We start from the raw sequence: 23,076 nt of genomic DNA, 5'->3' as shown, positions 1-23,076 counted from the left end.
TAGCCTCCCAGACTGATGAACATCCACTATGTCCTTAGCATTCTCCGCCTATCTCAGAGCTCTCCAAGACGTCGACAACCTCCGGCAGTTTCACGCGGATGCGGGAGGAGTTGCACGGGGTCGACGGGCGGCCTCATTGGCGTCGCTCAACAAATCTGCAATCGTCCTGCTTTGTGCGTCGTGGGAAACGTACGTCGAAGTAGTCGCGCTTGAGTGCGCGGACAGAAATATCACTGCAGCGGAAACACCCCAGGCACTTCTCGCGCCGATAAGGCGGATGGTCCACAAACACATCCGGAAAGCTGACGACGAGCGAACTTGGGAGAATGTGACCGGAAATGGATGGAAGGAGGTGGCACGCTCGTTGGCTGAAGCGAGAGCCGCTGAGCTCAACACGCCGAAATCGAACCAAGTGAGATCTCTGTTTCAAGATATTCTGGGGATCGCCTCTGTCGAGAGAAACTGGTTATGGCATCGCTGCTCAAACGAGCAGGTGATCACAAGGCTAGATGAGTTTGTTACGCTTCGGGGCGCGATCGCGCATGGTGAAGTGTTGGCCAGGGGTGTCACGAAAGCGCAAGTTGATAGGGCCGAAGACATGACCACTCGCCTTGTTTCAAAAATTGAGGAGAGGTTGACGGCTGAAGGACTACTGCCTGCGTGACGTTGGTTCGAAAGGCTTGACTCCCCACCAAACCAGAACATAATAAGAACATTCACGGCGTTGCGGCCGCCTCCCAGCACAATAGCGATACACTCCGCCCCAGCGGAGAAGGAGAAGCCATGTCCGCCGTTCAGTCCCTACCCGAAACCGATGAACTAGCAGCCGCCCTCGCCTGGCACGACGGTGATGCGATCGCGACTATCCAGACGCTTCTTAACGATTGCCGACGTCTCCGCGAACAGCTTGCCCTAGCCGAAATTTCGATGAGCTTGGGCTTTACGCGCGGCTGGCGGCCATCCGTCGACGAGAGCGCCCAACCCACCGCGTGACGCCATGCCGGAACAGAATGGTCTAACCCGTCGTCAACGCATGCACACCCTGAGCAAGGCCGAGGAGACCCGCCAAATCGTCAGAATTGACTGCATGTATTGTCGTATCACACGCCGATACCGCTGCAGCGACCTGCTGAAGCTCTGCGGCGACGTGCCGATCGACGAAATCGCGCGCCACTTTCGGTGCGATGTATGCAAACACAAGGACTATCTGCGGGCGCAATTTGAGTTGCCATGGGGCGCCGACACTGGAAAGCTCCAGATCCGTAAGCTGGTGAGGATCAAGATGGTGCCTAGACCAGTGTGGAAAGACGACTTCTACTGAAGGTGAGCAAAGGCGATGTGCAATCTCTATAATTTGACCACCAACCAGCAAGCCATCCGTGATTTCATTTCGATCACCCACGACCTGGTCGGCAACCTCGAGCCGTCAGTCGACATTTACCCCGATCGCTTCGCGCCCATCATCCGCAACAACGAGGACCGGCGCGAACTCGCCATGGTGCGTTGGGGTATGCCTTCATCGAGCAAAGCGCAGCTCGACGCAGCCACGAAGCGTGCCGATAAACTTCGCGCCAAGGGCAAAGAAGTCAACTTCGACGAACTCCTGAAAATGGAGCCCGACGGCGGCACCACAAACGTTCGCAACACCTCCAGCAAGCACTGGAAGCGTTGGCTGGAAGTCGGGAACCGCTGTGTCGTTCCGGTAACCCGTTTCGCCGAACCGGATCCGGCAAGCAAGGTCGAAGGCGGCCGCACGCCCAACGCATGGTTCGCGAGCACAGGTGACGAGCCGCTGATGTTCTTCGCCGGCATTTGGGTGAAGGACTGGACCAGCGTTCGAAAGATCAAGGATGGGCTCGTCACGATAGACCTCTTCGCGTTTCTAACGACGGAACCGAATGGCGTCGTTGCGCCGATCCACCAGAAAGCGATGCCTGTGCTCCTGACCACACGGGACGAGGTACAGACGTGGCTGACCGCTCCGTGGTCAGAAGCCTATGCCCTGCAGCGCCCCCTGCCCGACGACAAGCTGAAGATCGTTCAGGTAGCAGCGCCGGCCACCACCCAAGAGGCGCTGCTATTGTGAAGAGATGGATTGCAGGCTTTACGGCCGCTTTCGTGTGCTGCCATCCGGCCGTCGCTGCCGAATGCTCTGAAGGAATCGGACATGGATATTCTAGAATTCCCCCACACCCGAGACCAACGCGAGGCGCAGGAGCGTTTGCGTGACGCCATGCGCGAGTTCAACGCGGCGGTGAAGTTCGCCGCGAAAATGGGGCTCGAGGTAGATGTCTCTCAAGTGCCCTGCTACGCCAGCTACAGCGTCGAGCCGCTCATGCTGGTGAATGTGGCCGCCAACATCCCTGGGAAACTTCCGAACGTCGACGTCGGAGAGTTCTGACGGAAAGCCGCCAATGCTGGCTCGGCCGCGTATAGTAGTCCCGCCCTCGCTGAGGCATACACTGGTCTCCCGCCGTACCCCGAAATCTTCCTAGGCGAATCCTACAATATCGCAACTTGGCGCGGTGCTTTACACCTGCTTGATCTCGCCACGGAGGAACACAGGAATGCCCCAACGCAAGAAAATGAAGGCAAGTGAGGTGAAGGATTTCGTCGATGAGATGATAGCAGCCGGTTGCGATATCTGCGCCGTCGGCCGCTACACCTATGTCGCCGGCGACATGCAACCCAGCAACGCGGACCTCAACGAGGTTGCCCGCATCAGTGAAAAGTACGGCGACGAAGACGCCCTCAGGCAGGAGATTACGGATTACCTCTGGTCGATCGGGCGATACATAGAGCTTGCATCTGAGGCCACGTGGCACAAGCCGTCTGCCCCACATTGACGCTGCACAGCAGCGTTGTACGCTCCCAGTCATGTCCGCCGTCACATCCTTCGTCGCCGAACTAATCTGGGCCGCGAACCAGTCCCAACACCTAACGACATTTGAAAAGCGCCGGCTGCTCGAGCGTGCGGTCGTCACCATCCGTGAAATGCGTGACCAGGCCGGCATACCCAGCAGCAACACGGAAGCCGATGCCGTGATAGACCTTCAGACGACTGCCGCTGCGATCGACAAGCGGACCGACGAGCAAATCAAGGCGGCGTTGCTCGATGCGGCAGACATGATCCGGACGCTGCGCATCTTGCTGGATGGGAAGGAGTGAAGGTTCCCATGTTTGAACAAGAGTCCCCCTGCGCCTGAACTAAATTAACCGCACTGTCGACCCACAGTTGATCTTCAGGCTGGCTAACGCTACCGCTGAATGCAACTACAAGCGAACGGAGCGGTAGCTGTGAATTTCCTTGTTTGGGCAGATCAGCCCCTAGCGGATCCCTTTCCATACGGCAATATTCTCGACATGAATGACGACCACACGGCCATTTTTGTCCGGGTGGAAGAAGGTAAAATCTTGTGGGTGCTCGGCAAGGTGGTTCCGGAAAAGAACTCGATCACGATGCTATCGCATGGAGTGGTAGTGGAAGGGCTAAAAAAAACCTCCGTACATTCTGTCTCGATCGACAACTTCGGCACAGTGATTGTTTTCTACAGTGAAAATTCTGACAGCCAAAAATCCCACTACATAGTCGGGATGGTTGAAGTAAACCGGCGAATTCATTGGAATAAGCCGCTTCTATTCAACGACTACAGCATGGCGGGGCAGATCCGCAGTGCGCGTCGATCTCCACGAACCGTCGCGGTTTGGTCAGAACACATGACAGCCATGTCAAACATCAACGCGCAAGTCGGAGATCTAGACCGTAGCAACCTGACGATCAAATGGAGCAGCGCGAACAAAGTTGAAGGCGGTGGCTTTCCCACTCTTGGCCTGAATAACCTCGATTATCTTGTTCAGATCCACGCGACTGATTTTCTATTCTCCGACCGCTGGTATTGCCGGTCCGGGCGGATTGACTCCCAATCTCACGAGATTTTCTGGAACGAGTCTGAAAAAATCGGCAAGGCTCGAAATTACTACACCATACACCCAGTCTCGCTACTCGACAGCCAGATCGTGCTGGAGATGCATGCTCAGACGAAGCTTGGCCCCGATATATGGTTCCGTTTTGGAATGATGGACGGTATGGGCAAGGTCGCGTGGGAGACAGATGAATGGTCTAATGGTGGACCTGGGGGCTGGGTCGCATTTGCATGCTCAAACGACGGAACCGTGCTGGTGAACAAGGGATCCAGGATGCCTTTTAATCCCGATAGCCTATGGCTCGCCAAAATCCAGAGTGTGTAAACACTCCGCATCCGCACTGCCGCGCCGCAACGGGCTCCAATAAAACAAAAAAAGGCCCGCCACCGATTAGGGTAGCGGGCCTTGGTGTGGGTGGCTGGTTGTTTTTAAGAGAGGTTGAGCGTTACGCCTCTCAGGTCAATCGCCCCATCTCGATCATCGTTGCGCGAGCGGTCAATCGACGAAAAGTGCTCAGTCGTGACATAGTCCTGAAAACGATACTCCGGCATGGAGATGGCCTTGACGGGCTGCGACTCCAGTTTCACGGACTTCTTCGTATCAGCTGACATGATCTGTCTCTCCATTCAGATCCCGTGGGTAAAAGTGCTTCCTCTTTATCCAACGGAAGCCCTCATATTTCGTAACCGTCGCAATATCCAGATCACCGCCGACTGTATCCGCGCCTGGAAGGAACCTGACAAACGATGATGTCGTCTGGGCCAAGAACTCTCCCAATCGGATGGCATCGATAACTGGCATTGACGGCTCCAGTAAAGGCGCCTCTGACGCCTGCCTTAAGTTATGAACCAGTTGTGAAGCTTGCGCGTCATCCAAACCGGCACTTTTCAGGACCTCGTAAGTCTGAGACGAGATCCCCAGGACCAGTCGCACGCATGCTTCCGGCTGGCCAGCCCATATAATGCCGCAGTCATCAACACCTGAGATGCACTGGGGTTCGACGACATTGCCCTGAATGAACGCGAACTTCCAGATCTCGTTCCCACCATTGTTGTGGGAATACCCTCCAACGAAGAATTCAAAACTCGACGCTTTCGCGATCTTTTCGTCGAGTGCATTAAACTTCGCCAGAAAGACCTCGAAGGAGAACCTAATGACACTCTCAATCGTATAGTTTTCAGCGCTGATTGTCGTCTCGCCCGACATTAGTCGCTGGCGAATTCCTTTAGCAATTGTGGCGATCGACTCCGTGCCGAAGTTACCTAAACCGCAAGTCATTGCGCAAACAGGTTGACCTCGGAATAGATTGAAAACTTTGTCGGCGTGATTGTACACTCGGGTGACAGCTGGCGAACCAGCGCCGTCAACGGATGCAAGTGTCGTCGCGCTATCAGCGACAAAGACGATGCACTCGTTCGCCTTGACTCCAATGCAGATCGTCAAAATGCTCCTCCCAGTGACAACCTGAGAGGAGCGTACCTGATTCTATGCTTCTAATCTCCACTACAAATGGCGTGGCGGCGAATACTCACCCTGTCCGCGTTGTCCGCGGCTTCGCCTGATTCTCGACGATACGGTCAACGCGCAGCGTCATATGGTCCACCGCGGTCTTAACGCCGCTGATCGCCTCCATGATGCTTTCCGTGGCCTCCCGCATGCCCTGCTTGGTGATGTACGTCTGGGCCGTGTGCAGTTTCTCTGCGGCGAGGTCGGCGGCTACCTTGTCTGCCTTGTCCTCGGCGACCTTGACCTTACTTTCAATCCGCCACCAAACGCCGGAAACAGCTCCGAAGACCATCACCATGAATCCTACCAGTTCAGCGGTTATGGTCACGCCCTCACCCCGCAAAGCTTCTCCAACTTGAAGTTCTCCGCCAGGATCTGCCTCTTGGTGCCTTCCGTCATCTTGTCTTCGACGGATGGCCGAACGGCGCGCGCAATGTCGCAATAGCTACCGGCCGTCACGCAGCCACTTACCGAGAGCGCGATCAATATCGCCGCCCCCCATGTTTTGAACTTCATCTTCGACGCCCCTCGCCCTTTTTATGGCTTTCGCGTTTGCTTTAGCTTGCTCCGCCTTGGCGTCAGCCTTGCCGCTGGAGCGTCCATAGAGAAAAGCACCCGCGACGATCGCGAGCGCTACGCCGACCGGAGCCAGCCAACCCGTGATGCGGGACCAGAGCCCTCCGAAGAACGCGGTAAGCATCATGTCGGATGCCCCGCCTTCCTCGCCCACTGCCACCACGCCACAGGAATGGCGCCGATAGCGGCAGCAATGCCTGCCTCGATAGAGGCGGCAACGGCAGGATCTTCGGTGATCAGCGACCTGACTTCCTCGCCGATGTAGCCGGAGCCGTATAGCCAGCCTGCAATCATGTAGAGGGCGATGCGTATGAAGGGTGACATTTGTCCTGTGGTCATTTCTTGCCCCCCTTGATCAGCGCGAGCAGGAAGCGGCCGAGTGCGGCCCAGAAGCCGGGTGCGGTTGGCGTTGGCGCCGCGACGCCCTTGCCCCAGAGCGCGCCTTCGGCAGTTCGCCGGTTGACGAGGCCCTTCACTCGCTTGCCGCCAGCATGGACCCACTTCATCAGTTCGGCCGGCACTGCGTCATAGTTGCCAGCGTTCAGCTTCTTGAGCAGGGTCGATGAGTGAAGTTTGCCGGTGTTGAAGTCGAAAGAGACAAGTGCAGCGTGCTGGTTATCGTTCAGCGGCACCTTGACGAGGCGCGCGACGCGTTCCTCAAAAACAGCGAGGTCGGCGCGCAGGATCTCTTCGGCCTTGGATTCGGTGATAGCCATGCCAGGCTTAACTACTGGCTCGCCGGCGGCGCTGGTATGGCCGTAGCCGATGGTCCAGACGCCGGCGACGTCCTGGTAGGCCTTCGTTTTCAGGCCCTCCCACTGCTTGACGAGCGAAAGGCCCGCCGCGTTGATGCGTCGTTCATTCATGGTTGGAACCTTTTTGCTAAATTAGGGTTGGAAACGCCAATCTTTCGTCGCGGCGATCACGTCGCGGCGACTGGGGTCATAGGTGGAACATGGATTACGAGAGGATCGGCCGCGCTCGAATGATGGTCCGACTGCCAAATCATCGGCGGTATCTGGCCCACCTTAAACTTGCCCTTTTACGCGATCTCCTGGAAAACTATGGTCGTGCAGTCGTGAAACGTGACGAGTTGCGTGCGCGGAGAGTCCGGCGAGATCTGATCTCCCAGTACGATGAGCTGTGCCAGGGGATGGAAGACGACGCCGTTCAGCTCATCGAGTGCGTCGGTCTGCGACTGGTTCAATGAGGTGCAGATGCGCAGATCGATGAGATATGATTGGGATGGCGCGCGCCGGCGCCGGATGAGGGTGGCGAGATTTGGAACCGCTGTCGCCTTGGCGGGTCTCCTGGTCGCGGTCGCGACGCAGGTCGTCACAGGGGCGCTCTGAGACGCAAAAGGCCCCTTCTCCTTATAATCAGGTGAAGAGGCCTTGTCTGAGCGTTCGAATTCACAGACGCGACACCTATACCAGCTCATTCAACATTTCCAACACTCCACGCCATGATAAGTGCCTTCATCCCCGAATACGAGTTCGAGAGCGACCGGAAGGGTTTGCCGAGCCATGTCGTTCACCTTGTTGTAGAAAATAGGCGCCGGGCACTAGCTCGCCGCTAGCCTTGCGAGGGCATTACCGCCTCACCCGGTGTATGGACTCAAAATACGACTTAGGGTTACATCCCGTCTAGGAGACGGGAGTGGGTGATGACGAAGGTACTGCGGGGCAGAAAGGGACATCTCTTTCTCGACAACGACACGAACAACGTGCAGCTTCAGACAGCCGGGATACCGTTCATGACTCACGAACGGTTTGAATCGATCGCCTCGTCACACAAATCCGCTGATGAACGAGCAAAAGCCCGCGCTGGCCGTTACATCCACTTGATCGCGCCTAACAAAGAGACGGGGTGCCGAGACTATCTGCCATCGCCTGAAATCTACGAGATGCACGGCAAGACGCCCGCAAATCTATTTATGGCAAACACTCAATGGTCGGCATCGACGTACTTCAACCACAACATCCTGTGCGACCACACATGTCAGTACCGCCACTACGATGTCGACGAGAGCCACTGGAGCGTGACGGGAGCCTTGATCTACCTAGAAGAGGCATTCTGCTATTTCGGGTGGGATGAAGAGCTAGAGGCACTGAAATCAATTGATCGGAGGATCGCGGTTGCGCCCTCTCAAGGTGATCTTGCTTCGCTTGTGAATTTGCCACCACGGCGCCTGCCAAGAGTTGAGGTGCGCAACCGACAGTCAGTCTTGCACTTTCATGGGGACGTCGCGAACGAAGGCTTCATTCAGCACTTCACCTGCTGCAGAGGAAGCGGTCGCGCATTGATTTTGCACGACAGCTTTCTTATGGAGCCCCTCCCATTCCTGACCGAGATATTTTCAGAGACTCTCGCAGTACATTGCCCTGATTTCCTGCTCGACCTTGAAGAGCAGTACCGACCGGACGTTGTGATCAAGCTGCAAGCAGAGCGCTTTTTCCCCTACATCCCGGTAGAGAGGCCATCGACTGACGAATGGCTTTGTGACGTTGAGAAGCGCAAGCAGGCGGATTGCAGCAACTCGCGCGCCTACATTACCTCCATTGCTGATCCAGCGTTGCGGGTGGCGGCTGAGTAGACATCGATTCCAGCTCCTTCACTCGAGCGCTTAGCTCCTGCACCGCCTTTATAAGGATGGGCACGAACTGCTCATAGCGCAGAGACTGAAGGCTGTCGGGGTCGGACATGTCGTCTATCACATGGCCGCCAAAGTCGACGCCTTGCAGAGCCTCTTGCACCTCCTGGGCGATCAACCCGAAATGCTGCCGACGACCGGTCCGCGACACCTCGACAGGCTTCGTGACCGGCTTGCGAACGGTCTTCATCTTGGGAACGGCGCGCATCACCGGCTCGCGGACAGTGTCCGTAACGGGGATAACTTCTGGCTGCCCCGAAATTTCGACAATCTCGCCAGTCTCAGACCGTACCCGCGACGGCTCACGCGGAACAACTTTGACGATCGGCAGGCCATCGTCATCCAGGCGAGGAACTTGCACATCACGGAATAAAAGTTCTCCCGTCTGAGGGTCTGTCGCCTGCACCGGATCCAGCCAAACAAGAACTGGCCCACGTTCGTTGTGCTGGATGATGACTTCCTTGTCCCCGTCGAAGTACCGCTCTTCACGAATGATTTCGCCTTCGACCGTTTCTTGCTCTTCGATCTCCTCGAAGTCATCAACGTATTCGATCTCGGTCCCGCCGACCTTCAAGTTGTAAGCGACGGCTCGAAGAGCTTCGATGAACTCCAACCCAAGCGGGCTGTCAATAATGTTGTCCTTCAGCCTTTTGTCAGAGCCTACGGTCACAGCGTTGACGGAGTAAATGTTGGCCCAGCGTCCGGTTGACGCCGCTCCCAGCGAATATGCGTTGTCCGCCCCAGGCACCAGCCCGCTGTTTGAGAAATACCCCCTAACCGCACCTTGCGTCGAAAACGCAAGCATGTTTGCGCCAAGGTTGTATATGCCGGTGTCAGGGTCGAGCAGGAAACTGTAGGCTGGCGAACCTTGCGTTCCTGGCTTTGTCAGGACGTGGCCGGACCCATCGATCCGGTAGATCATTTTGGCGGCGTCCCGGTCCTCACAGAACGTCATTAGGTTCTGCCAGAGAGCACCTGTGGAGGCCTTTGACTGGTCAGCGTGGAAGGCCGAGTAAACGCCACCGACCTGCACCTCCGTCCAATATCCGTACCCAGTGCTAATAGACGGGCCGCCGGGGCTTTCTACACCAAAATTGACAATGGACTGAACGCGCTGAACGGTAGCGCCAGCGGTATCGATTTTCTTGACGGCAGTTTCAAGCCCTACGCCGGCCCCCGTGGAACCGCCAACCTTCTCAAGATCGATCAGAAGCCCGCCCGCGTCTCCAAGCGCGCCTTGGCCGACGAAGATCATTCCGCCGTCAATTTCGCCCTGGTTTGAGTTCGTGTAGTAGCCCGTTTTCGACACCGACGCATAGAAAGCAACGTCTGCGAATGCCGGGCCATTGGACCCACTGCCCTGAACTTTCCGATCTATTGCTAGGGTCCCGCGCGATCCGCCATTGGCCGCCGGATCCGTACTAGAGAGGCGATGAGCAGCGAAAAACCCACCTCCGTAGAGACCGTTGTCCCATGCCTGCGTCGTGGATGTGGCTGCCATCGTAAAGCCGCCATCAATGTTGCGTTGCTGGACGTTGATGTCCGACGCGACTTGCGCCGCAGTGCGCGTCTCATACCCTGTCGTGTCCAGCTTCTGTCGCAGATAGGTGCCGGCAACAGCAGTTGGAAGGTTGACTCCCGCTGCGGAAGCCGCTGCCGCAGTAGCCGAGGCCGCCGCCGCATTGGCGAAACCTTCCGCCGCCGCAACAATCGCGGCACTTGCCTGGTCGCTGACGAGCCGGAACGTCGAATCCGACACGATGCCCATGACGATCATGCCGGCGACAAGGCCACCCGCAGCAACGTTATTGCCGCTATTGGTCTTCATCGTCAGCGCCGAGCCACCGTTGAAGCTGATGGTGACAGGCGAAGAAGTGTTAGCCTCAAAAACGTTCGTCCAGACGAGCGCCGAACTCGAGACGGGGATAGACGTCGTGGCCTGAATCGCGTTCGCCGTGCCCGCACCAACGTCCGATGCGATGATGAACGAGAACGGCAGGTCAGCAACGCGAGTCCACGAACCAGTGCCGCTCGCGCCAATCTTGCGGTAAATGCCGTTGTTGGCAACGGTCGCGTCGCCCAGCACCCACGCCATAGAGTTGGCGCCGTGGGCAAGGTCGGCGCTGAGGGCAGACAGAGAAGCAAAAATTAGCCCGCCGTTGGAGAGGAAGGCTTCAATGACATTCTCATACTGCTTCAGCAGCTTGCGGATTTCGGACTTTGCCGGCTGCTGCGGAGACCCAGCGGGGCCATCCGCATAGACGGTCTGTGCGTTCGGGGAAAATGCCACGTGGCTCTCCTGAAAAGAAAAACCCCGCCGAACGGCAGGGCTTAGAGGTGTTTGGTGGTCGGCATTCGGCGCGCGTCAGGTGACGATGAAACTGCCCGTTGCTACGGGCGTGCCCTCGATGCCGGAACTGTTGATTGAAACGATCCAGGCGTAGCGTGTGCCGGACGATATCGTGCGCGAGGCACTGTCTGTGGAGCTCGGCGCGCCGTACTCCGGTGGGCTGAGGTACGTTGCCGTGCCGAAGGTGTTGACCGTGTTCCAATAGATCTTGGCGCCGGCATAGTTGGCGCTATTTGGGGCCGTCCAATTGAACGTCGCAGTGCCAGAGCCAGGCGTGACAGACACCCCAGTAACAGCGGCCGGAGGCGTCGGATCTGCCGTCGAGGTAACGTCTTCCGTCGTGGACCACGCCGAGTAAGCGCCGCCTGCGCTGGTGAACGCGACCTGCACTTCGAGATCTTGGTTCACCGGAACAGTGTTGGTGTTCAAGTTGATGTAGCCAATCTCTGGAGCCGCATCCGGAAAGCTCTGCTGAACCCACGCACCCGGCACGCCAGCACCGATATCTGCAACGCGGTATTGGACAACCGGCGTCAGGCTGGCGTCACTAGGGTCGATAATCACGACACGGATATAAACCGAGCCGCCGTTCGCCTTTGCCTGCACCAGATTGATGACCGGCGTGACGATGCCGGTAGGATCCGGCTCATTCGGCACTGGAGGCTGCACGCCCTCATCAACCGCAGGGTTCCACGCGTCGATGTTGTCTGGATGCTGAACGATGTCCATCGAGAACCCACCGCGCGTGAGCGCGAGGATAGACCGACGGTTTTCAATTACCTTGCCGTTGAGTCGCGACAGCCGTAGCGGCGTATCAAGCCTGACCCAGCGCGAATAAACCGCGTTGATCCCGGACAGGCGAACGTCGATGCTGCCCTTCACCTTCTGACGAAGCCGCAACCAGTCGCGCTTGCCGAGCCGGCGGGCCTGCCGCCATTGGTGGACCCATTGATACTCGGCCTCCTCCGCAAGAATGCGTCCAGCCTCAAGTTGGGCGTCGACATCCTCGAAATAGTCGGTGTCTGACGTGGTGTAGGCGGTGGCCGGATACGTGAACTTCGGAATGAGGCGATTGCACTCATCCTCGAAAAGCACGTCGTATTGAATGTTGTGGCCGACGATATCGCGATCTGACAACGTGACGCAGCGGCTTTCGCGGAACTTGCCAACGGTCAGGATGCGAGCTCCGTCGCCCCTCGCCACCAGATGCCCATCACAGGCCGCCAGCATGGCGTTCAGGCCCGACTTCGGCCCGTTCTCGGTGGTGTCATAGCCGTTGCACTCGTAGCGCTTCTCTGTGCCGCCACCCGCCCTTGCGACGTCTTCGTCGCAGATGTTGGCTTCCTCGATCCAGAGATCGAGAACCGGCAAAAGCGCCTTGGTATAGTCGAGGCCAAAACCAAATTCGTTGAAGCATAGATGCCAGGCGATAATCACCGCGGCATTGCGCGTCCACTGCCATGTGCTTGGGTTGGTCGGGCTTTGCGCAGGATCGCGGAAATCCCAGCACAGCGCCAAGTCGGCTTCGACAGAGAGCGACGGCACGCCGTATGGGAAGAGCTTTTGCTGATCCTTCTGGCGCGTTGCGCTGGCGTACATGTAAGTCGAGGCCTGACCGTCTCCTCGATGGTCGACAGTCCACAAGCCAGACCCGGAAAATGCAGCTACGGCCGGGGCGTATGCAGTTTCGGTGGGCAGCCCCAGCCGTGTCTGGATGCCAACATTGACGCCGTAGCGACCGGTTGGCGAATAAGCGGTTCCGCCTGACAGAGTCACCTCATCGTCATGCAGCCAGTAGCGGTTGAACGATTTGATGCGGTGACCAGCGATCGCCTGCACTGCATGGAGGTTCGGGCCGCTGGACTCCCAGAGCATGTAAGCACCGGCCATCCGAGTCCTGCCTACGCCCCAGATCCGGTAAGGAATGGCCTGTGTCAGAGGCAGCTTGGCGGCTTCAGGCTTAGGCGGCTTTGGCGCCATGAGCATCTGAATGCCGATCGACAATGCCGTGGTGGCGATAGCCGAGGCGATAGACGCGTATGTGATAGTCGAAGCGCCAATGGTGATGCCGCCAGTGCCGAGCACCGCGGTAAACAATGGCGTGAAAATTGGGTCAAAGAGAACTGTGCTGTAAAGCGAGGTCGAGTGACCAAGGCCGTACCGCTGCAGCATCATGCGATGGTGTAAACTCACCCCGTAAACCTCCATGCTGCAACGTGATTCATCTGTTTCGCAATGACGCCGGACGGCCCAAGCATCATCCAAAGCGGGCCGAACTTGATTGCGCAGATCTCGCTGATGGTGCCGTCCATGCCGGCAATCGCCTTGACCACGCCGACGTCGCCGTCTTGCGGGTGTTGGATGCGCTTGAAGCCGATCGGCTCCAGTGTCTTGGCTGCGAAGGCGACAACGCCTCCAGCGCGTGTCAGGATGTCGTGAGCGCCCTTTGCCGTGGAATAGGTGCCGCGGTAGCTGGCGGCCGGATCGATGCCGATGCTCTCCTGCAGCCAGGTGGCGCAGAACGTCGTGCAGTCGTCACCACCCATCCCGCCCCACCTGAAACGGTGAGGCAGGGCCGCAAATTCCTGCAGTGTCATCTTGTTTCCTTGCCGCCGAGTGCGGGCTAGTAGCCGAGCGTCCACGTCGGCTGGACGCCACGCGCCAATCGGGCTGTCTCGTCACAGAACTTGTCGCTCGACGAAATCGCCTTCTGGTGAGCGGACGACCAAAGCGTGCGGGCCGGTCTCGACCGTGTCGCCTCTCCGGCCACAACAGCCAGAGAAAGCGTCAACGTCACCGACTGGCCGCTAGGCGTTGCCGGCGATTGCTCGCCGACGTGAGACGCCGTGCCGGTCCAGATCGGGATGATGTCGCTCATCGGCTGGAAGTATTGGTCCAGCGTCGTGATGCCCATCTGCACCGCTGCGCCCCGAACAACCGGCAGGCTGTCGATCGTCTTGGTGGCCGTCGTCGCGTCGATTCCTGACAGCGTGAATTCCACGCTATCGGCCGTGCCGTTGACCAGCACCTCGAGCGTAGGAACGCCGACCAGCTTGCCGCCGCCAAGGTAGACGGTGCCATCTGGATCTATGCTGTCAAAATTCGCCGGTATATCGTTGATTCCGAACCACATATGCAGCGCAGGATCAGTGGCGATGCGCAGGAAGATGCCTAGCTGGTGGCTACCACGCAGTTCGTCGATGACGTTGTCCGGAACCCAGCCCATCAGAACGCCTCGACAAACTGAATGGCCTGTTGCGTCACAAAGAACGCCTCGACGACCGACGGCAGCGTGAATTCCGACTTGAACTTCGCCACGAACATTGGCCGAGCGAACTCGACACGCGTTCCGACCGTCACGGCTTCCCGCAACGGTGGCGCGATGGCCAGTTGGTACTCGGTGAAGGCGCCCGCGCCGTCTGAGCCACCCGTCGCGTCGAGAACCTCCCAATAGCGGTAGGCTCGCCAGCCTTTCGTCGGATGGTAGATCGAAAACCAATCCGACCAACGAAGCGGCCGAGAAAGCCCGTAGACCTTCAGGCGAATGACGCCGGCATTCAGTGACGCCGCCTCGGTGATCTCACCCCAGACGGTGGCCTGGCTATAACCAGAGCCGTCGTCGAAGTAAGAACCATCCGAATGCGGAATGCCGCTGACGATCGGAGTCGGCAAGCGCCCGATCTTCGGAAACGGCCCAAACCAGTCTGTGATAATCGGCACGTTGATGAACCGGAACCCGCCGTTAAGGCGAGCTCCTAGCCAGTTTACGTACTCATAGTGCTCAGGGTCTTTGATTTTGCAGTCTTCGTAGACGGCGGTGACGATACCGCCACCGCTCATCTCGATTGTCTGCCCCTCGCCTACGCCATTGCGGCCACCGTCGATCGACGACCCAGTCACGTCATAGGAGGTCCGCGCCGGGGCCAGGAAGTTGGCCGCCAGTGTGGGCTGATTGATGTAAACAGCCATTGTCAGCCCTTCTGGTTGCCGTAGCGCGCTTGCATCGTGCCAAAGCCGCCGCGCTCCATGTTCTTGTTCTGCGCAGCCAAAGCCTCGCCCACGCCCTGCTTCACAAGCGTGCGCACGTGGTCGTCACCGCTGGCGCCACTTACGTGCACCTGCAGAATGCCGGGCTGTGCGTTGCTGTTTGCTGGGGAAGGCCGACCGTTCAGCCTTGGTGCGCGAGGTGCTCCGACAAGACCGCCGTTGGCATAGCCACGAAGCCGCTCCAGCGTCGGAACTCCAATGCGGCTGGTTGCGGCAGCGTCGAAGACGTATTCACCCTTGTGGACGATGCCTGCCGGTGTGTACTTGCCGCCCGCGCCGGTATAGCCGCCCTTGTCGAACAGGCCGATGCCGCCGCTTGCCGCTAGCTGCTTGGAACCAGAGAATGCCGTCCCTGATAGGAACGACAGCCAGGACGAGCCGCCACCACCGCCGGCCGAAGTCAGGTTAGTTGCAAGGCTGCTAAGCCCCTTGGTCGTTTCGGTAGAGGCCCCTGCCAACTTCTCGAGCGCCTCGCCTGCCGACTTGGCCTGCGAGATCTCGAAATGCATGGCGTCCTTCTTCGACTTCCAATCACCGCCCCAATTGAAGCCGTTGCGTGCCGCGATGGCGCTGACACCAGTCGGCATGTCGGTGACAAGGTTCCGCCCCATCGGATTGGCTTGCGGGTTGATATCGATCGCATTGCCATAGGCGTGGTTCGAGAGCTTATTCGTCCCGGCGATATTGCGGTGATTGTAGCCGCCGATCGACTTGATCTGGTATCCTGTGGCCTCGAGGTCGTTGACAAGTGACTGGAACTGCGAAGCGAACTTGGCGTTCACATCCGCCGTCAGGCCGCCTGCCGTGCTGATCGTCGATAGGCCGATGCCCGTCTTAGAAGTTCCGGCCGCTGGTAGTGCTCCGCGCGTTACTGCACCAACGGGCGCGACGAAAGCGGAAGCAAGCGACGATGGAGCAGCCGGGAAGGCAGATAGCGCCGAACTGGCAATACTCCCCGTCGTGCCGCCTGCTACGGGGCCGAACACAGCCGAGGCCAGTGCATTGCCGATCTGCGAAAACAGCGAGTCCAGAGACTTCTGCATTGCGTCAGCGGCTGCATTTTTCACAGCGTCAGCGAACGCCTCGCCGAGAGACTTTCCGCCCTCCAGAAGGCCGCCGCTGAATTCCGACAGGAATGAGCTAACATCACCGGCCAGCGCTTCTCTGTTGATCTGCTGCCTGAGCGCACGACCGGACGCGCTATTAACGTCTTCCGGAAGGCCGCGCCCGCGCTGCGTCTCGATGATGTTTTGGTCGATCTTCGACAAGCCAGCCATGCGGTTGGCGTCGAGCATGTCCTGCTGCAGTTTCGCTTCGGCAAGAGCCTGCGAGTACTTCTCGTAGGCGGCAACCTTCTGCTCTATTTCTTGCCGTTGGGCGGCGTTGAGTGAGCGGCCCTTGTCCTCAGACTGCTGTAGCAACTCCAAGCGGAAGCGGGCCGCGTCTGTGGCGACGCCAAACTGACCAAGAAGGTCGGTCTCGAGCTTTAGCTGCCCAATGCGATCGTCTGCCGACTTAATCAGCGAGTCGTATGCTGCCTTCGCACGCTTTGCCGCCGTTTCAGCCTTCTTGTCTTCCTTGTCGCTCTCCACCTTGTAGTTGTCGATGGAGATTGGCTTAATCGTGCGAGGCGTCAGCGATACCGGGCGCCGCGGATACTTGAAGGCAGGCTTAGCCGCCACCTCTTCCATTTTCGGAAGGGCAGCCAGTTCTGCTTGCAGGTCAGCAATCTGACCTTTGAGAACCTGAACAAGCGGTGCACCGAGCTGGTTGGCAGGGTCAATCTGACCACGCAACTCCTCGATCTTCTTTTCGATCTCGAGCCGCTTCTCGGTCAGCGCAAGAGCGCGCTGTTCCGGAGTGTCGAGCGACTTGATGACGAACGAGCCCGCAAGTGGAGTGCCAGCGAAAACGTCGTTCGTGCCAGTCGGTCCAGCGAGATACCGACCGATATTATTCAGTCCTGTGGCCTCGCCGAAAGCTTTCGACCAATCCTGCAGGTCGGTGTAGCCGTCGTTCAATGCCTTGACGACGCCCTGAATCTGCTCAATCAGGCTGTCGAAATTGATGTCGTTGATGTCTTTGGCAAGATCATCAATAGCCGTTCCGAAGACCTCGCCGGCTTTCGTAGATTCGTTGAACTTGCCGGCGGCATCGACCAGAACGTTCTGCAGCCTGACAAGGCGCTGTGAAATGGTCGACTCTGCTCCGGAGACCCTGTCTTCCAGCGTGCCGGACCCGGCTTCAAAAGCACGGAAGAATGCCTGGCTGGAAACCTTGCCGTCGATCATCAGCTTGCGAAGCTGAGAAACCGAACCGCCCGCCTCTTTCAAGCCGACGGCAACGGCCTGCACAATGGTAGGCGCGCCCTCAAGAATAGAGTTGAATTCTTCGGCGCGAACCGTTCCGCCACCGAGCGCCTGGCTCAACTGCAGGAGAGCGCCACTGGCCTGCGCCGCGGTCGTGCCGCCAACGCGCAATGCAAGAGAAATCTTGTCGGTAAAGTTCAGCAGTTCTTGCTGGGAAACGCCGAGTTCTTTCTGCGAAAGTGCCAGCCGGCTGTAAAGCGAGACGAGCGACTCGATGGGCGCGGCGTTCTTCTGCGCCGACGCAAAGAGCGAGTCATAGACCTTCTTGAGGTTCTCGCCCTCGACGCCAGCCACCTTCAAGGCGTTCTGAATGCTGATGGCGGAATCGATTAGCTGCTGCGTTCCGCGCGCTGAACCGATGACCGCAAACACGCCTGCGATCTTGCGACCGAGGCTGGAATACGCGCTTTCGACCTTGGCAAGCGCCTTGGTCGTTGAGCGGTCGATATCCTTGCCGAGCCGATCGAACCTTTTGACCGCGACGTTGCTCGTCTCTCCGACGGCGGCCTCAATCTTCTTGAGGCTTCGCCGCAGGGTGGCGACGTCTGTGCTAATGGAAATAACCAGATCGTCTGTTTTGTCTACCATCAGCCAGCCATCCTGTGGGCATGAAAAAGCCCGCTCGAGGCGGGCTTCTGTTGATCATTATCGGCCGTACTCGGCGATCAGTCGGTTCATCTCTGAGCCAGATGGCGCGCCGGTATCACTACCCTCGTCGGCCATCTCGTTTTGAGCCTCGATGCAGTCAAAGAACTCGACCATCGTCGATTGCCAGAACTCGGAGACCCGCCAACCGATCTTGTGAGACGTCTTCATCCACCGCCGGAGAACGACGTTTAGGTCGTCGGGCTCGCCGTCTCCGCTCCGACGGCTTCGGCGTTTCCCTCGTCATCACCAAGATGAGCCGACAGCGCAGCCTCAAAGGCTGCCGCGCAATCACCGAAGTGCTTGAGGTTCAGCCGCGACAGAGCCGCTCTGACGTCGCCGCGGACGGTCAGTAGTTCGATCGCCGCGATGGTCGCAGCTATTTCAACCGATGAAAGCCGAAGAAACAGATCCGACATCGATTTGCAGTTGAGCCGCGTCGACACAGCAGCAAGGCCGCCCATCGTGGCGGCGATGACTAGCTCGACTCCATCGATAATCAGCGAAACTTCGCCGCGTGCACCGTTTACAGGTTCAGCCATGGATTACGCCGCAACGAAGGTGAGCGAGTCGCCAGGAACGAACGTGGCGCTGAACTCCATGTTGTTCTCCATGTCGCCGCTCGCCTCGAAGTCGGTGACGAAGAATGGGCCGGTGAACGTGCCGAGACCGGGAACGATGACCTTGGCATTGAACACGGTCGCGTTGATGACCTTGTCCATGAATGCCGTCATCGCAACAGACGAGACGAACGCGCCGGAGCCGGTAAAGGTGCGGTTGACCATGCCGGGGCGCGAAGTCTTCTGCACCTCATCGCCGGGATTAGTGCACGACGGGATCGTGGTGTCGATTTCGCTGGCCGACAGATTGAAGCTGCGCGTCTTCAGGCCGCAAAGGTTGTTGAAAGTTTCCGGGCCTGGATCAGCGCCGTCGCCGATCTGGATGAGAAGCAGACGACCGAGTTGCTGGGACATGTGTAGGTTCCTTTAAAGACAAAAAACCCGGCACATGGCCAGGCGTGTTGGTTCTGGTGGTGTTTGTGGATCCGCTTAGGCTGCGGTTCGCTCGACGCTGGCGACAAATTCGATGACAGCGTGACCCGTCACATCGTCGACGTCGTAAAATGCGCGCGTCGCGGTGTGGCGGAGATTGACAAGCAGGTGGTTGGTGAGGGCGATTGGTGCATCGTGCAGCGCCTCGGATACCGCATAAGCGACCGCTCGCGCATCCTGCAGCGGATTGCCGCCACCCGTCCAAACATGGATGGTGATGTCGATTTCGGAGCTTCGAATACAGGTTGCATCATCGCGCCGTACCGTCGCGTCACCCATGGTGATGTACGGAACGATCGTGTTCTCGTCGGCTTTGTAGAGGGTACGATTTCCGACAAGTGCAGTCACAGAGGGCGTGATACGGAGCTTGGCGGCAATTAGGCCGACAAGCTCATGGTCAGGTGCAGACATTTTATTTCTTCCCCATCGAAAGCCTGACAGCCTTGCTTACGGCGCGGTTAACCCGCTCCTTTGCCTTCTTCCGCATTGCTCGCCACACATGAAAAATGTGGGGTTGCGCCGCAGTTCCGGGGTGCATTGCCACGCCACTCGACAGAGCGGCTTTCTTGCCGGCCACAGTGCCGCCGCCTTTTGCAGTGCTGTGTGGAGCAGTGCCCCACTCCAAGAAACGCCAAATAAACGGCGCGAAAACAGCCGCAGCAGACGGGTCTTTGGTCTCTTCAATGCCGATCAGCTCTTGGTGCGGACGATTTTTGATGTAGTCCGCCTCAATGCTTTCCATGTAATTGAGCGTGGCGCCTGTTGGCGCGTTCGCTGAAATCCTCTCGGCGGCGTCTTGCATGACTTGCAATTTCACGACGGCAACTTCGGCTTCGACTTTCGGCGCGAGTGCATTCAGCTTCTTGGTAAGCGCCTCGCGCCCCAAAATCTTCGCCTTCAGCGCCATCAACTCGCCTCGCCCTCAACGACCAACATTTCCAGATATGCATTCCGCTCGTCCGGATTTGTAATCGTCTTGATGTTGAAGGTTCGCCTTGGCTCGCCAGCAGGGTTCGTTCCGCCACGCTTATCGTAGACCTGCCACGTGGTTTCGACACCGCGTGTTCTAAGTTCGGACCGTACCGTGAGATTGTAAGGCTGCTTCGCCTCCAAACGCGCGGCCGTTACACCTTCGGATCCGCCAAACCTTGGCGCCAAGCGCGCCGCAGTCTCAAACTGGTCTTGCCATCCACCGCCTACGGGATTGCCATATTCATCCTCGACGTCGACCCGCTTTCGGAAGACGACAACGCTGTTGAGGCTACCGGCGCCGCTACGTTTTGCCATCCGCCTTCTCCCGCTTCGGCGCCGCCGTTCTCACAGCGACACCGCGCTCGATAGCTTCATCAGCGCAAGCGCGGGTGACGTTCAGGTGCATGCCCGACTTATAGGCCACGGTGAAGGCAGGCTGTACCCAGTTATGGTCAGCCGTGAACTTCACCCACGGCATCAGAGAGTCACACCCGGATCAACGACAGCGACGGTCAGCACGGTAGCGCTCTTCGCAACGCCGATCTGAATCGTGTCCATGCCGGTGGCGAGATCGGCGCGGGGGCAAATGCCGCCTGCGGTTGCCGACAACCAGTAATCCGTGCCGGCGGTCAAAACCGAGCCGACCGTGAGGTCGCCAGACTTGATCATCGAAACAGGTTGGTTCAGCGACGCGCCGTTGAGGGCGATGCCGTGCACCTGGCGAGTGCCGGTGCCGTTGTTGTCCGACAGCATCCACTTGCTGGTGGCTGCGTCGAGGTAAATGGCCTTGCCGGCCACGATCGTCTCGCCGGCTGTTCCGATGTCGCGCGTTGCGTTGCTTCCGGCGACTACAGCACTGGATGTAATAGAGATATCCATTGGAATTCCTTAGGTTTATGCGACCCGGCCGACTCTGTAGCGTTCAAGAATTGATGCGACACCCAGCGGCAACTCAGAAGAGCCGCCGTCTGCCACGGCTTCGCGGTTTTCGTAGAAATGGCCCACCAAGAGTAGGAGCGCCCAACGAAGATCCTGCGGCAGCAACTCGTGGCCACATTCAAACGTGACCTTCACTCCGCCTGGCTCGCAAATGACCGACGGCCACGAAGTGTTTCGGGCAGGCCAAATTCGGAACGGCTGCTGGTCAAGATCGTAACGAAGGCCGCCCACCGTTTGCTCGACGCCATCGCTGTCGCGATACGTCACTGACGTGACGCCGATCACCGGTCCAAGCGGCACGATGATCTCGCAGGGGAAACGATCCAGCGACAGCCGCCACGTCTGCTGCAGCAATGCTATGCCGATGCCGTTTGGACCTTCGATCACCGCCTCCGCGGCGGCGACAATAGACGTTATGTCGGCGTCATCATCGTCATGGAAAACGCGCAGATGGCGCTTGGCCTCTGCAAGGGTCACGGCCGGTCCTGCCGGCGCAACCGTTCTAACCAGCCGTGTCCACTCGTTCATTTCTTGCGAGCCTTAGATGGGGTAACGGCCGGCGGCGCATCGTCTTCGACGAGTTCGACAAGAACTTCCCAACCGGTGCCAACCTGCTCTTTAAAGATATTGAGCTCCACGACGTCGCCACGGCGATACGAGAAGGCCTCGCCAGCCAGGCTCGACAAAACTTTGATTTTCATGGGCGTAGGGAGGCCGAAGCCTCCCCTCCTGTTAATTAGGATGCGGCGTGCTGCAGCGTTTTCACCGCAGCGACGTCTAGCAGCTCACCATCAAGACGAGTGAACCCGATGAAGCCGGTCTGATCGAAGTCGGCATAGCGCTCAACAAGGCGCCGGATCGCGAACTCGCGAACCATGCGAACGACGTAGCGGTTGAATGCACCGAATGCGACGGACTTGTTCGAGGCGCCAACACCAGCCATCGCCTGGTTGATGCTGTACGGCTTGTCGAGAATAGTGGCCGGCGCGCCCGTTCTCATGTCTGCAGGCTGCCAGACGTACCGATCCTCGGCGTCACGGAGCTTGCGCAGCGACTTCAGCGTGCCGTCGTTGAACATCCATCGGACGGACGGATCGTCACGGTAAGCTGGATCGACGGCGTGGAAAAGGTCGATCAGATTGTCAAACGTGATGGCCGCGGCAGCAGCGACACCGGTCAGCGCCGTTGCTGCCGTGACAATGCCGGTCGGCTTCGCTGAGCCGTCGCCTACGGTTAGGTGGCGATTGCCAATACGGCCAATGCGCTCGCCCATGGTCGAACGTACTGTCTGCTCCACATCGATAGCCGAATCCTGCAGCAGTTCGGCAGAGACCAGGACGACGCCGGAGGTGTACTTGTACGCTTCGAGGGTTTTGGTGCCAAAAGCGACTTCGCTCTCCGAAACCTGCGTGTTTTCCCCGATGAGTGAGCCCTCGTTAGAGGTGTCGTCCATCGTCGGCCAAGGGATCGAATTGCCGGAGGTGGTCGTGAGCACGCGTGTAACGCCCGGATCAAGCATCGGGCCCCATGCCTTCAGCGACTTGACCAACTCGGCCATAAAGCCTTCAGGGACCAGGTACCCGCCCTTGGAATCAGTTCCAACGCCCTGAGCACGCATCTCCCGCACTATCTTCCGCTGTTCCGCGGGCATGTCCTCAAGACCATGCCGCAGATAGCTGCGGAACGCTGTGGCGCGCGCTTCGTCGAGGTTTTCCTGTCGACCGCCCTGCACAGACCGGTCTTCGCCGATCGGCCGACGTTCGTCGGCTGCATTGAGCTCACGCTCGCGCTCTTCCAGGCCTTCTTCGCGCTTGATGCGAGCCTCGAGTCGGTCATATTCCGCCATTGCGGCATCGTGCTGGGTTTCAAGCTCAGCAACGCGCGCTTCGGCAGTGTCGTCTTTGATGTCGGCAAGCAGTGCGCGGGCATCGGCTACAAGCTTCTGCTGCTTTTCGCGCAATTCGGTAATCTTGGACATGTCGTCTCCAAACGAAGAGAGCCCGCGAAAGCGAGCTCAGTGTGGTGGTGGTTTTGGTGGGTGAC

31 protein-coding genes and 1 pseudogene are annotated in these 23,076 nt (G+C 58.5%); 9 read left to right on the top strand and 23 right to left on the bottom strand.

The genetic code is table 11. The annotated features are described in order from the left end of the window. Positions 1 to 136 precede the first annotated feature (136 nt). From HT585_RS20805 to HT585_RS20770, 8 genes are all read left to right on the top strand, one after another. Positions 137 to 664: a HEPN domain-containing protein gene (locus tag HT585_RS20805; RefSeq protein ID WP_176354748.1), complete on the top strand. Its 528-nt coding sequence runs from the start codon at positions 137 to 139 to the stop codon at positions 662 to 664. 119 nt (positions 665 to 783) lie between these two features. Next, the gene (locus HT585_RS20800; protein ID WP_176354747.1) at positions 784 to 993 is read left to right on the top strand and encodes a hypothetical protein; all 210 of its coding nucleotides are present in this window, start codon (positions 784 to 786) and stop codon (positions 991 to 993) included. Between the two features lie 4 nt (positions 994 to 997). Further along, a complete protein-coding gene (locus tag HT585_RS20795) occupies positions 998 to 1,321 on the top strand; it encodes a hypothetical protein (protein WP_176354746.1) in 324 nt (107 codons plus the stop codon). Between the two features lie 15 nt (positions 1,322 to 1,336). Then, a complete protein-coding gene (locus HT585_RS20790) occupies positions 1,337 to 2,086 on the top strand; it encodes an SOS response-associated peptidase (RefSeq protein ID WP_176354745.1) in 750 nt (249 codons plus the stop codon). Between the two features lie 81 nt (positions 2,087 to 2,167). After that, a complete protein-coding gene (locus HT585_RS20785; protein ID WP_176354744.1) occupies positions 2,168 to 2,401 on the top strand; it encodes a hypothetical protein in 234 nt (77 codons plus the stop codon). A gap of 166 nt (positions 2,402 to 2,567) precedes the next feature. Beyond that, complete coding sequence (locus HT585_RS20780; protein WP_176354743.1) at positions 2,568 to 2,846, top strand: hypothetical protein; 279 nt, start codon at positions 2,568 to 2,570, stop codon at positions 2,844 to 2,846. Between the two features lie 31 nt (positions 2,847 to 2,877). Continuing rightward, positions 2,878 to 3,168: a hypothetical protein gene (locus HT585_RS20775; RefSeq protein WP_176354742.1), complete on the top strand. Its 291-nt coding sequence runs from the start codon at positions 2,878 to 2,880 to the stop codon at positions 3,166 to 3,168. A 129-nt stretch (positions 3,169 to 3,297) separates the two neighbouring features. After that, positions 3,298 to 4,248: a hypothetical protein gene (locus HT585_RS20770; protein ID WP_176354741.1), complete on the top strand. Its 951-nt coding sequence runs from the start codon at positions 3,298 to 3,300 to the stop codon at positions 4,246 to 4,248. Positions 4,249 to 4,352: 104 nt separating this feature from the next. On the opposite strand, the gene HT585_RS20765 is transcribed toward HT585_RS20770, so the two are convergent. The 7 genes and pseudogenes from HT585_RS20765 to HT585_RS20735 all read right to left on the bottom strand — a co-directional run bounded on the left by HT585_RS20765 (position 4,353) and on the right by HT585_RS20735 (position 7,345). Next, on the bottom strand, positions 4,353 to 4,535 hold the full coding sequence (locus HT585_RS20765; protein WP_176354740.1) for a hypothetical protein: 183 nt from the start codon (positions 4,533 to 4,535) through the stop codon (positions 4,353 to 4,355). Continuing rightward, positions 4,525 to 5,367: a hypothetical protein gene (locus HT585_RS20760; RefSeq protein WP_176354739.1), complete on the bottom strand. Its 843-nt coding sequence runs from the start codon at positions 5,365 to 5,367 to the stop codon at positions 4,525 to 4,527. The genes HT585_RS20765 and HT585_RS20760 overlap by 11 nt, the downstream gene beginning before the upstream one ends. A gap of 85 nt (positions 5,368 to 5,452) precedes the next feature. After that, complete coding sequence (locus HT585_RS20755) at positions 5,453 to 5,752, bottom strand: hypothetical protein (RefSeq protein ID WP_425513772.1); 300 nt, start codon at positions 5,750 to 5,752, stop codon at positions 5,453 to 5,455. Between the two features lie 2 nt (positions 5,753 to 5,754). After that, entirely contained in the window at positions 5,755 to 5,946 is a 192-nt protein-coding gene (locus tag HT585_RS20750) for a hypothetical protein (RefSeq protein WP_176354539.1), read from the bottom strand. Positions 5,947 to 6,129: 183 nt separating this feature from the next. Beyond that, entirely contained in the window at positions 6,130 to 6,345 is a 216-nt protein-coding gene (locus HT585_RS20745; protein ID WP_176354738.1) for a Pam3-gp28 family putative phage holin, read from the bottom strand. An 83-nt stretch (positions 6,346 to 6,428) separates the two neighbouring features. Then, positions 6,429 to 6,872: pseudogene (locus HT585_RS20740) on the bottom strand (lysozyme); the annotation flags it as partial. Between the two features lie 176 nt (positions 6,873 to 7,048). Further along, positions 7,049 to 7,345, bottom strand: a complete 297-nt coding sequence (locus HT585_RS20735; protein WP_176354736.1) for a hypothetical protein — start codon at positions 7,343 to 7,345, stop codon at positions 7,049 to 7,051. A 327-nt stretch (positions 7,346 to 7,672) separates the two neighbouring features. Here HT585_RS20735 and HT585_RS20730 point away from each other — a divergent pair, with 327 nt between their 5' ends. Continuing rightward, positions 7,673 to 8,602 (top strand): alginate O-acetyltransferase AlgX-related protein, encoded by a 930-nt coding sequence (locus HT585_RS20730; protein WP_176354735.1) that lies wholly within the window; start codon positions 7,673 to 7,675, stop codon positions 8,600 to 8,602. Here HT585_RS20730 and HT585_RS31605 read toward each other — a convergent pair. The 16 genes from HT585_RS31605 to HT585_RS20650 all read right to left on the bottom strand — a co-directional run bounded on the left by HT585_RS31605 (position 8,559) and on the right by HT585_RS20650 (position 23,011). After that, on the bottom strand, positions 8,559 to 10,949 hold the full coding sequence (locus HT585_RS31605; protein WP_210270500.1) for a tail fiber domain-containing protein: 2,391 nt from the start codon (positions 10,947 to 10,949) through the stop codon (positions 8,559 to 8,561). The two genes, HT585_RS20730 and HT585_RS31605, sit on opposite strands and share 44 nt — an antisense overlap. Positions 10,950 to 11,024: 75 nt before the next feature. Continuing rightward, positions 11,025 to 13,202, bottom strand: coding sequence for a phage tail protein (locus HT585_RS20720; protein WP_176354734.1), 2,178 nt, complete (start codon positions 13,200 to 13,202; stop codon positions 11,025 to 11,027). Then, positions 13,199 to 13,606 carry a DUF6950 family protein gene (locus HT585_RS20715; RefSeq protein WP_176354733.1) on the bottom strand — a complete coding sequence of 136 codons (408 nt, stop codon included), beginning with the start codon at positions 13,604 to 13,606 and terminating at the stop codon, positions 13,199 to 13,201. The genes HT585_RS20720 and HT585_RS20715 overlap by 4 nt, the downstream gene beginning before the upstream one ends. A 26-nt stretch (positions 13,607 to 13,632) precedes the next feature. Then, positions 13,633 to 14,235 carry a hypothetical protein gene (locus HT585_RS20710; RefSeq protein WP_176354732.1) on the bottom strand — a complete coding sequence of 201 codons (603 nt, stop codon included), beginning with the start codon at positions 14,233 to 14,235 and terminating at the stop codon, positions 13,633 to 13,635. Beyond that, positions 14,235 to 14,978, bottom strand: coding sequence for a hypothetical protein (locus tag HT585_RS20705; protein WP_176354731.1), 744 nt, complete (start codon positions 14,976 to 14,978; stop codon positions 14,235 to 14,237). The genes HT585_RS20710 and HT585_RS20705 overlap by 1 nt, the downstream gene beginning before the upstream one ends. 2 nt (positions 14,979 to 14,980) lie before the next feature. After that, on the bottom strand, positions 14,981 to 17,797 hold the full coding sequence (locus HT585_RS20700; RefSeq protein WP_176354730.1) for a tape measure protein: 2,817 nt from the start codon (positions 17,795 to 17,797) through the stop codon (positions 14,981 to 14,983). A gap of 273 nt (positions 17,798 to 18,070) precedes the next feature. Beyond that, positions 18,071 to 18,241: a phage tail assembly chaperone gene (locus HT585_RS20695; protein WP_176354729.1), complete on the bottom strand. Its 171-nt coding sequence runs from the start codon at positions 18,239 to 18,241 to the stop codon at positions 18,071 to 18,073. 20 nt (positions 18,242 to 18,261) lie between these two features. Beyond that, positions 18,262 to 18,612, bottom strand: a complete 351-nt coding sequence (locus HT585_RS20690) for a hypothetical protein (protein WP_176354728.1) — start codon at positions 18,610 to 18,612, stop codon at positions 18,262 to 18,264. Positions 18,613 to 18,615: 3 nt separating this feature from the next. Continuing rightward, positions 18,616 to 19,044, bottom strand: a complete 429-nt coding sequence (locus HT585_RS20685; RefSeq protein WP_176354727.1) for a phage tail tube protein — start codon at positions 19,042 to 19,044, stop codon at positions 18,616 to 18,618. A 75-nt stretch (positions 19,045 to 19,119) separates the two neighbouring features. Next, on the bottom strand, positions 19,120 to 19,533 hold the full coding sequence (locus HT585_RS20680; RefSeq protein ID WP_176354726.1) for a DUF3168 domain-containing protein: 414 nt from the start codon (positions 19,531 to 19,533) through the stop codon (positions 19,120 to 19,122). Between the two features lies 1 nt (position 19,534). Continuing rightward, the gene (locus tag HT585_RS20675) at positions 19,535 to 20,029 is read right to left on the bottom strand and encodes an HK97 gp10 family phage protein (protein ID WP_176354725.1); all 495 of its coding nucleotides are present in this window, start codon (positions 20,027 to 20,029) and stop codon (positions 19,535 to 19,537) included. After that, a complete protein-coding gene (locus HT585_RS20670) occupies positions 20,029 to 20,409 on the bottom strand; it encodes a head-tail adaptor protein (protein ID WP_176354724.1) in 381 nt (126 codons plus the stop codon). The genes HT585_RS20675 and HT585_RS20670 overlap by 1 nt, the downstream gene beginning before the upstream one ends. Positions 20,410 to 20,571: 162 nt before the next feature. Next, the gene (locus HT585_RS20665; protein ID WP_176354723.1) at positions 20,572 to 20,973 is read right to left on the bottom strand and encodes a hypothetical protein; all 402 of its coding nucleotides are present in this window, start codon (positions 20,971 to 20,973) and stop codon (positions 20,572 to 20,574) included. Between the two features lie 15 nt (positions 20,974 to 20,988). Continuing rightward, complete coding sequence (locus tag HT585_RS20660) at positions 20,989 to 21,561, bottom strand: head-tail connector protein (RefSeq protein ID WP_246707824.1); 573 nt, start codon at positions 21,559 to 21,561, stop codon at positions 20,989 to 20,991. After that, positions 21,558 to 21,734, bottom strand: coding sequence for a hypothetical protein (locus HT585_RS20655; RefSeq protein WP_176354721.1), 177 nt, complete (start codon positions 21,732 to 21,734; stop codon positions 21,558 to 21,560). The genes HT585_RS20660 and HT585_RS20655 overlap by 4 nt, the downstream gene beginning before the upstream one ends. A 35-nt stretch (positions 21,735 to 21,769) precedes the next feature. Beyond that, positions 21,770 to 23,011, bottom strand: a complete 1,242-nt coding sequence (locus HT585_RS20650; RefSeq protein ID WP_176354720.1) for a phage major capsid protein — start codon at positions 23,009 to 23,011, stop codon at positions 21,770 to 21,772. Positions 23,012 to 23,076: the final 65 nt, after the last annotated feature.

Origin of the sequence: Ensifer oleiphilus (genome assembly GCF_013371465.1) — a bacterium.
GTDB classification, from domain to species: Bacteria; Pseudomonadota; Alphaproteobacteria; order Rhizobiales; family Rhizobiaceae; genus Ensifer; species Ensifer oleiphilus.
Note: the sequence above shows the minus strand (reverse complement) of the source record. Positions and strands in the feature narration are given on the sequence as shown.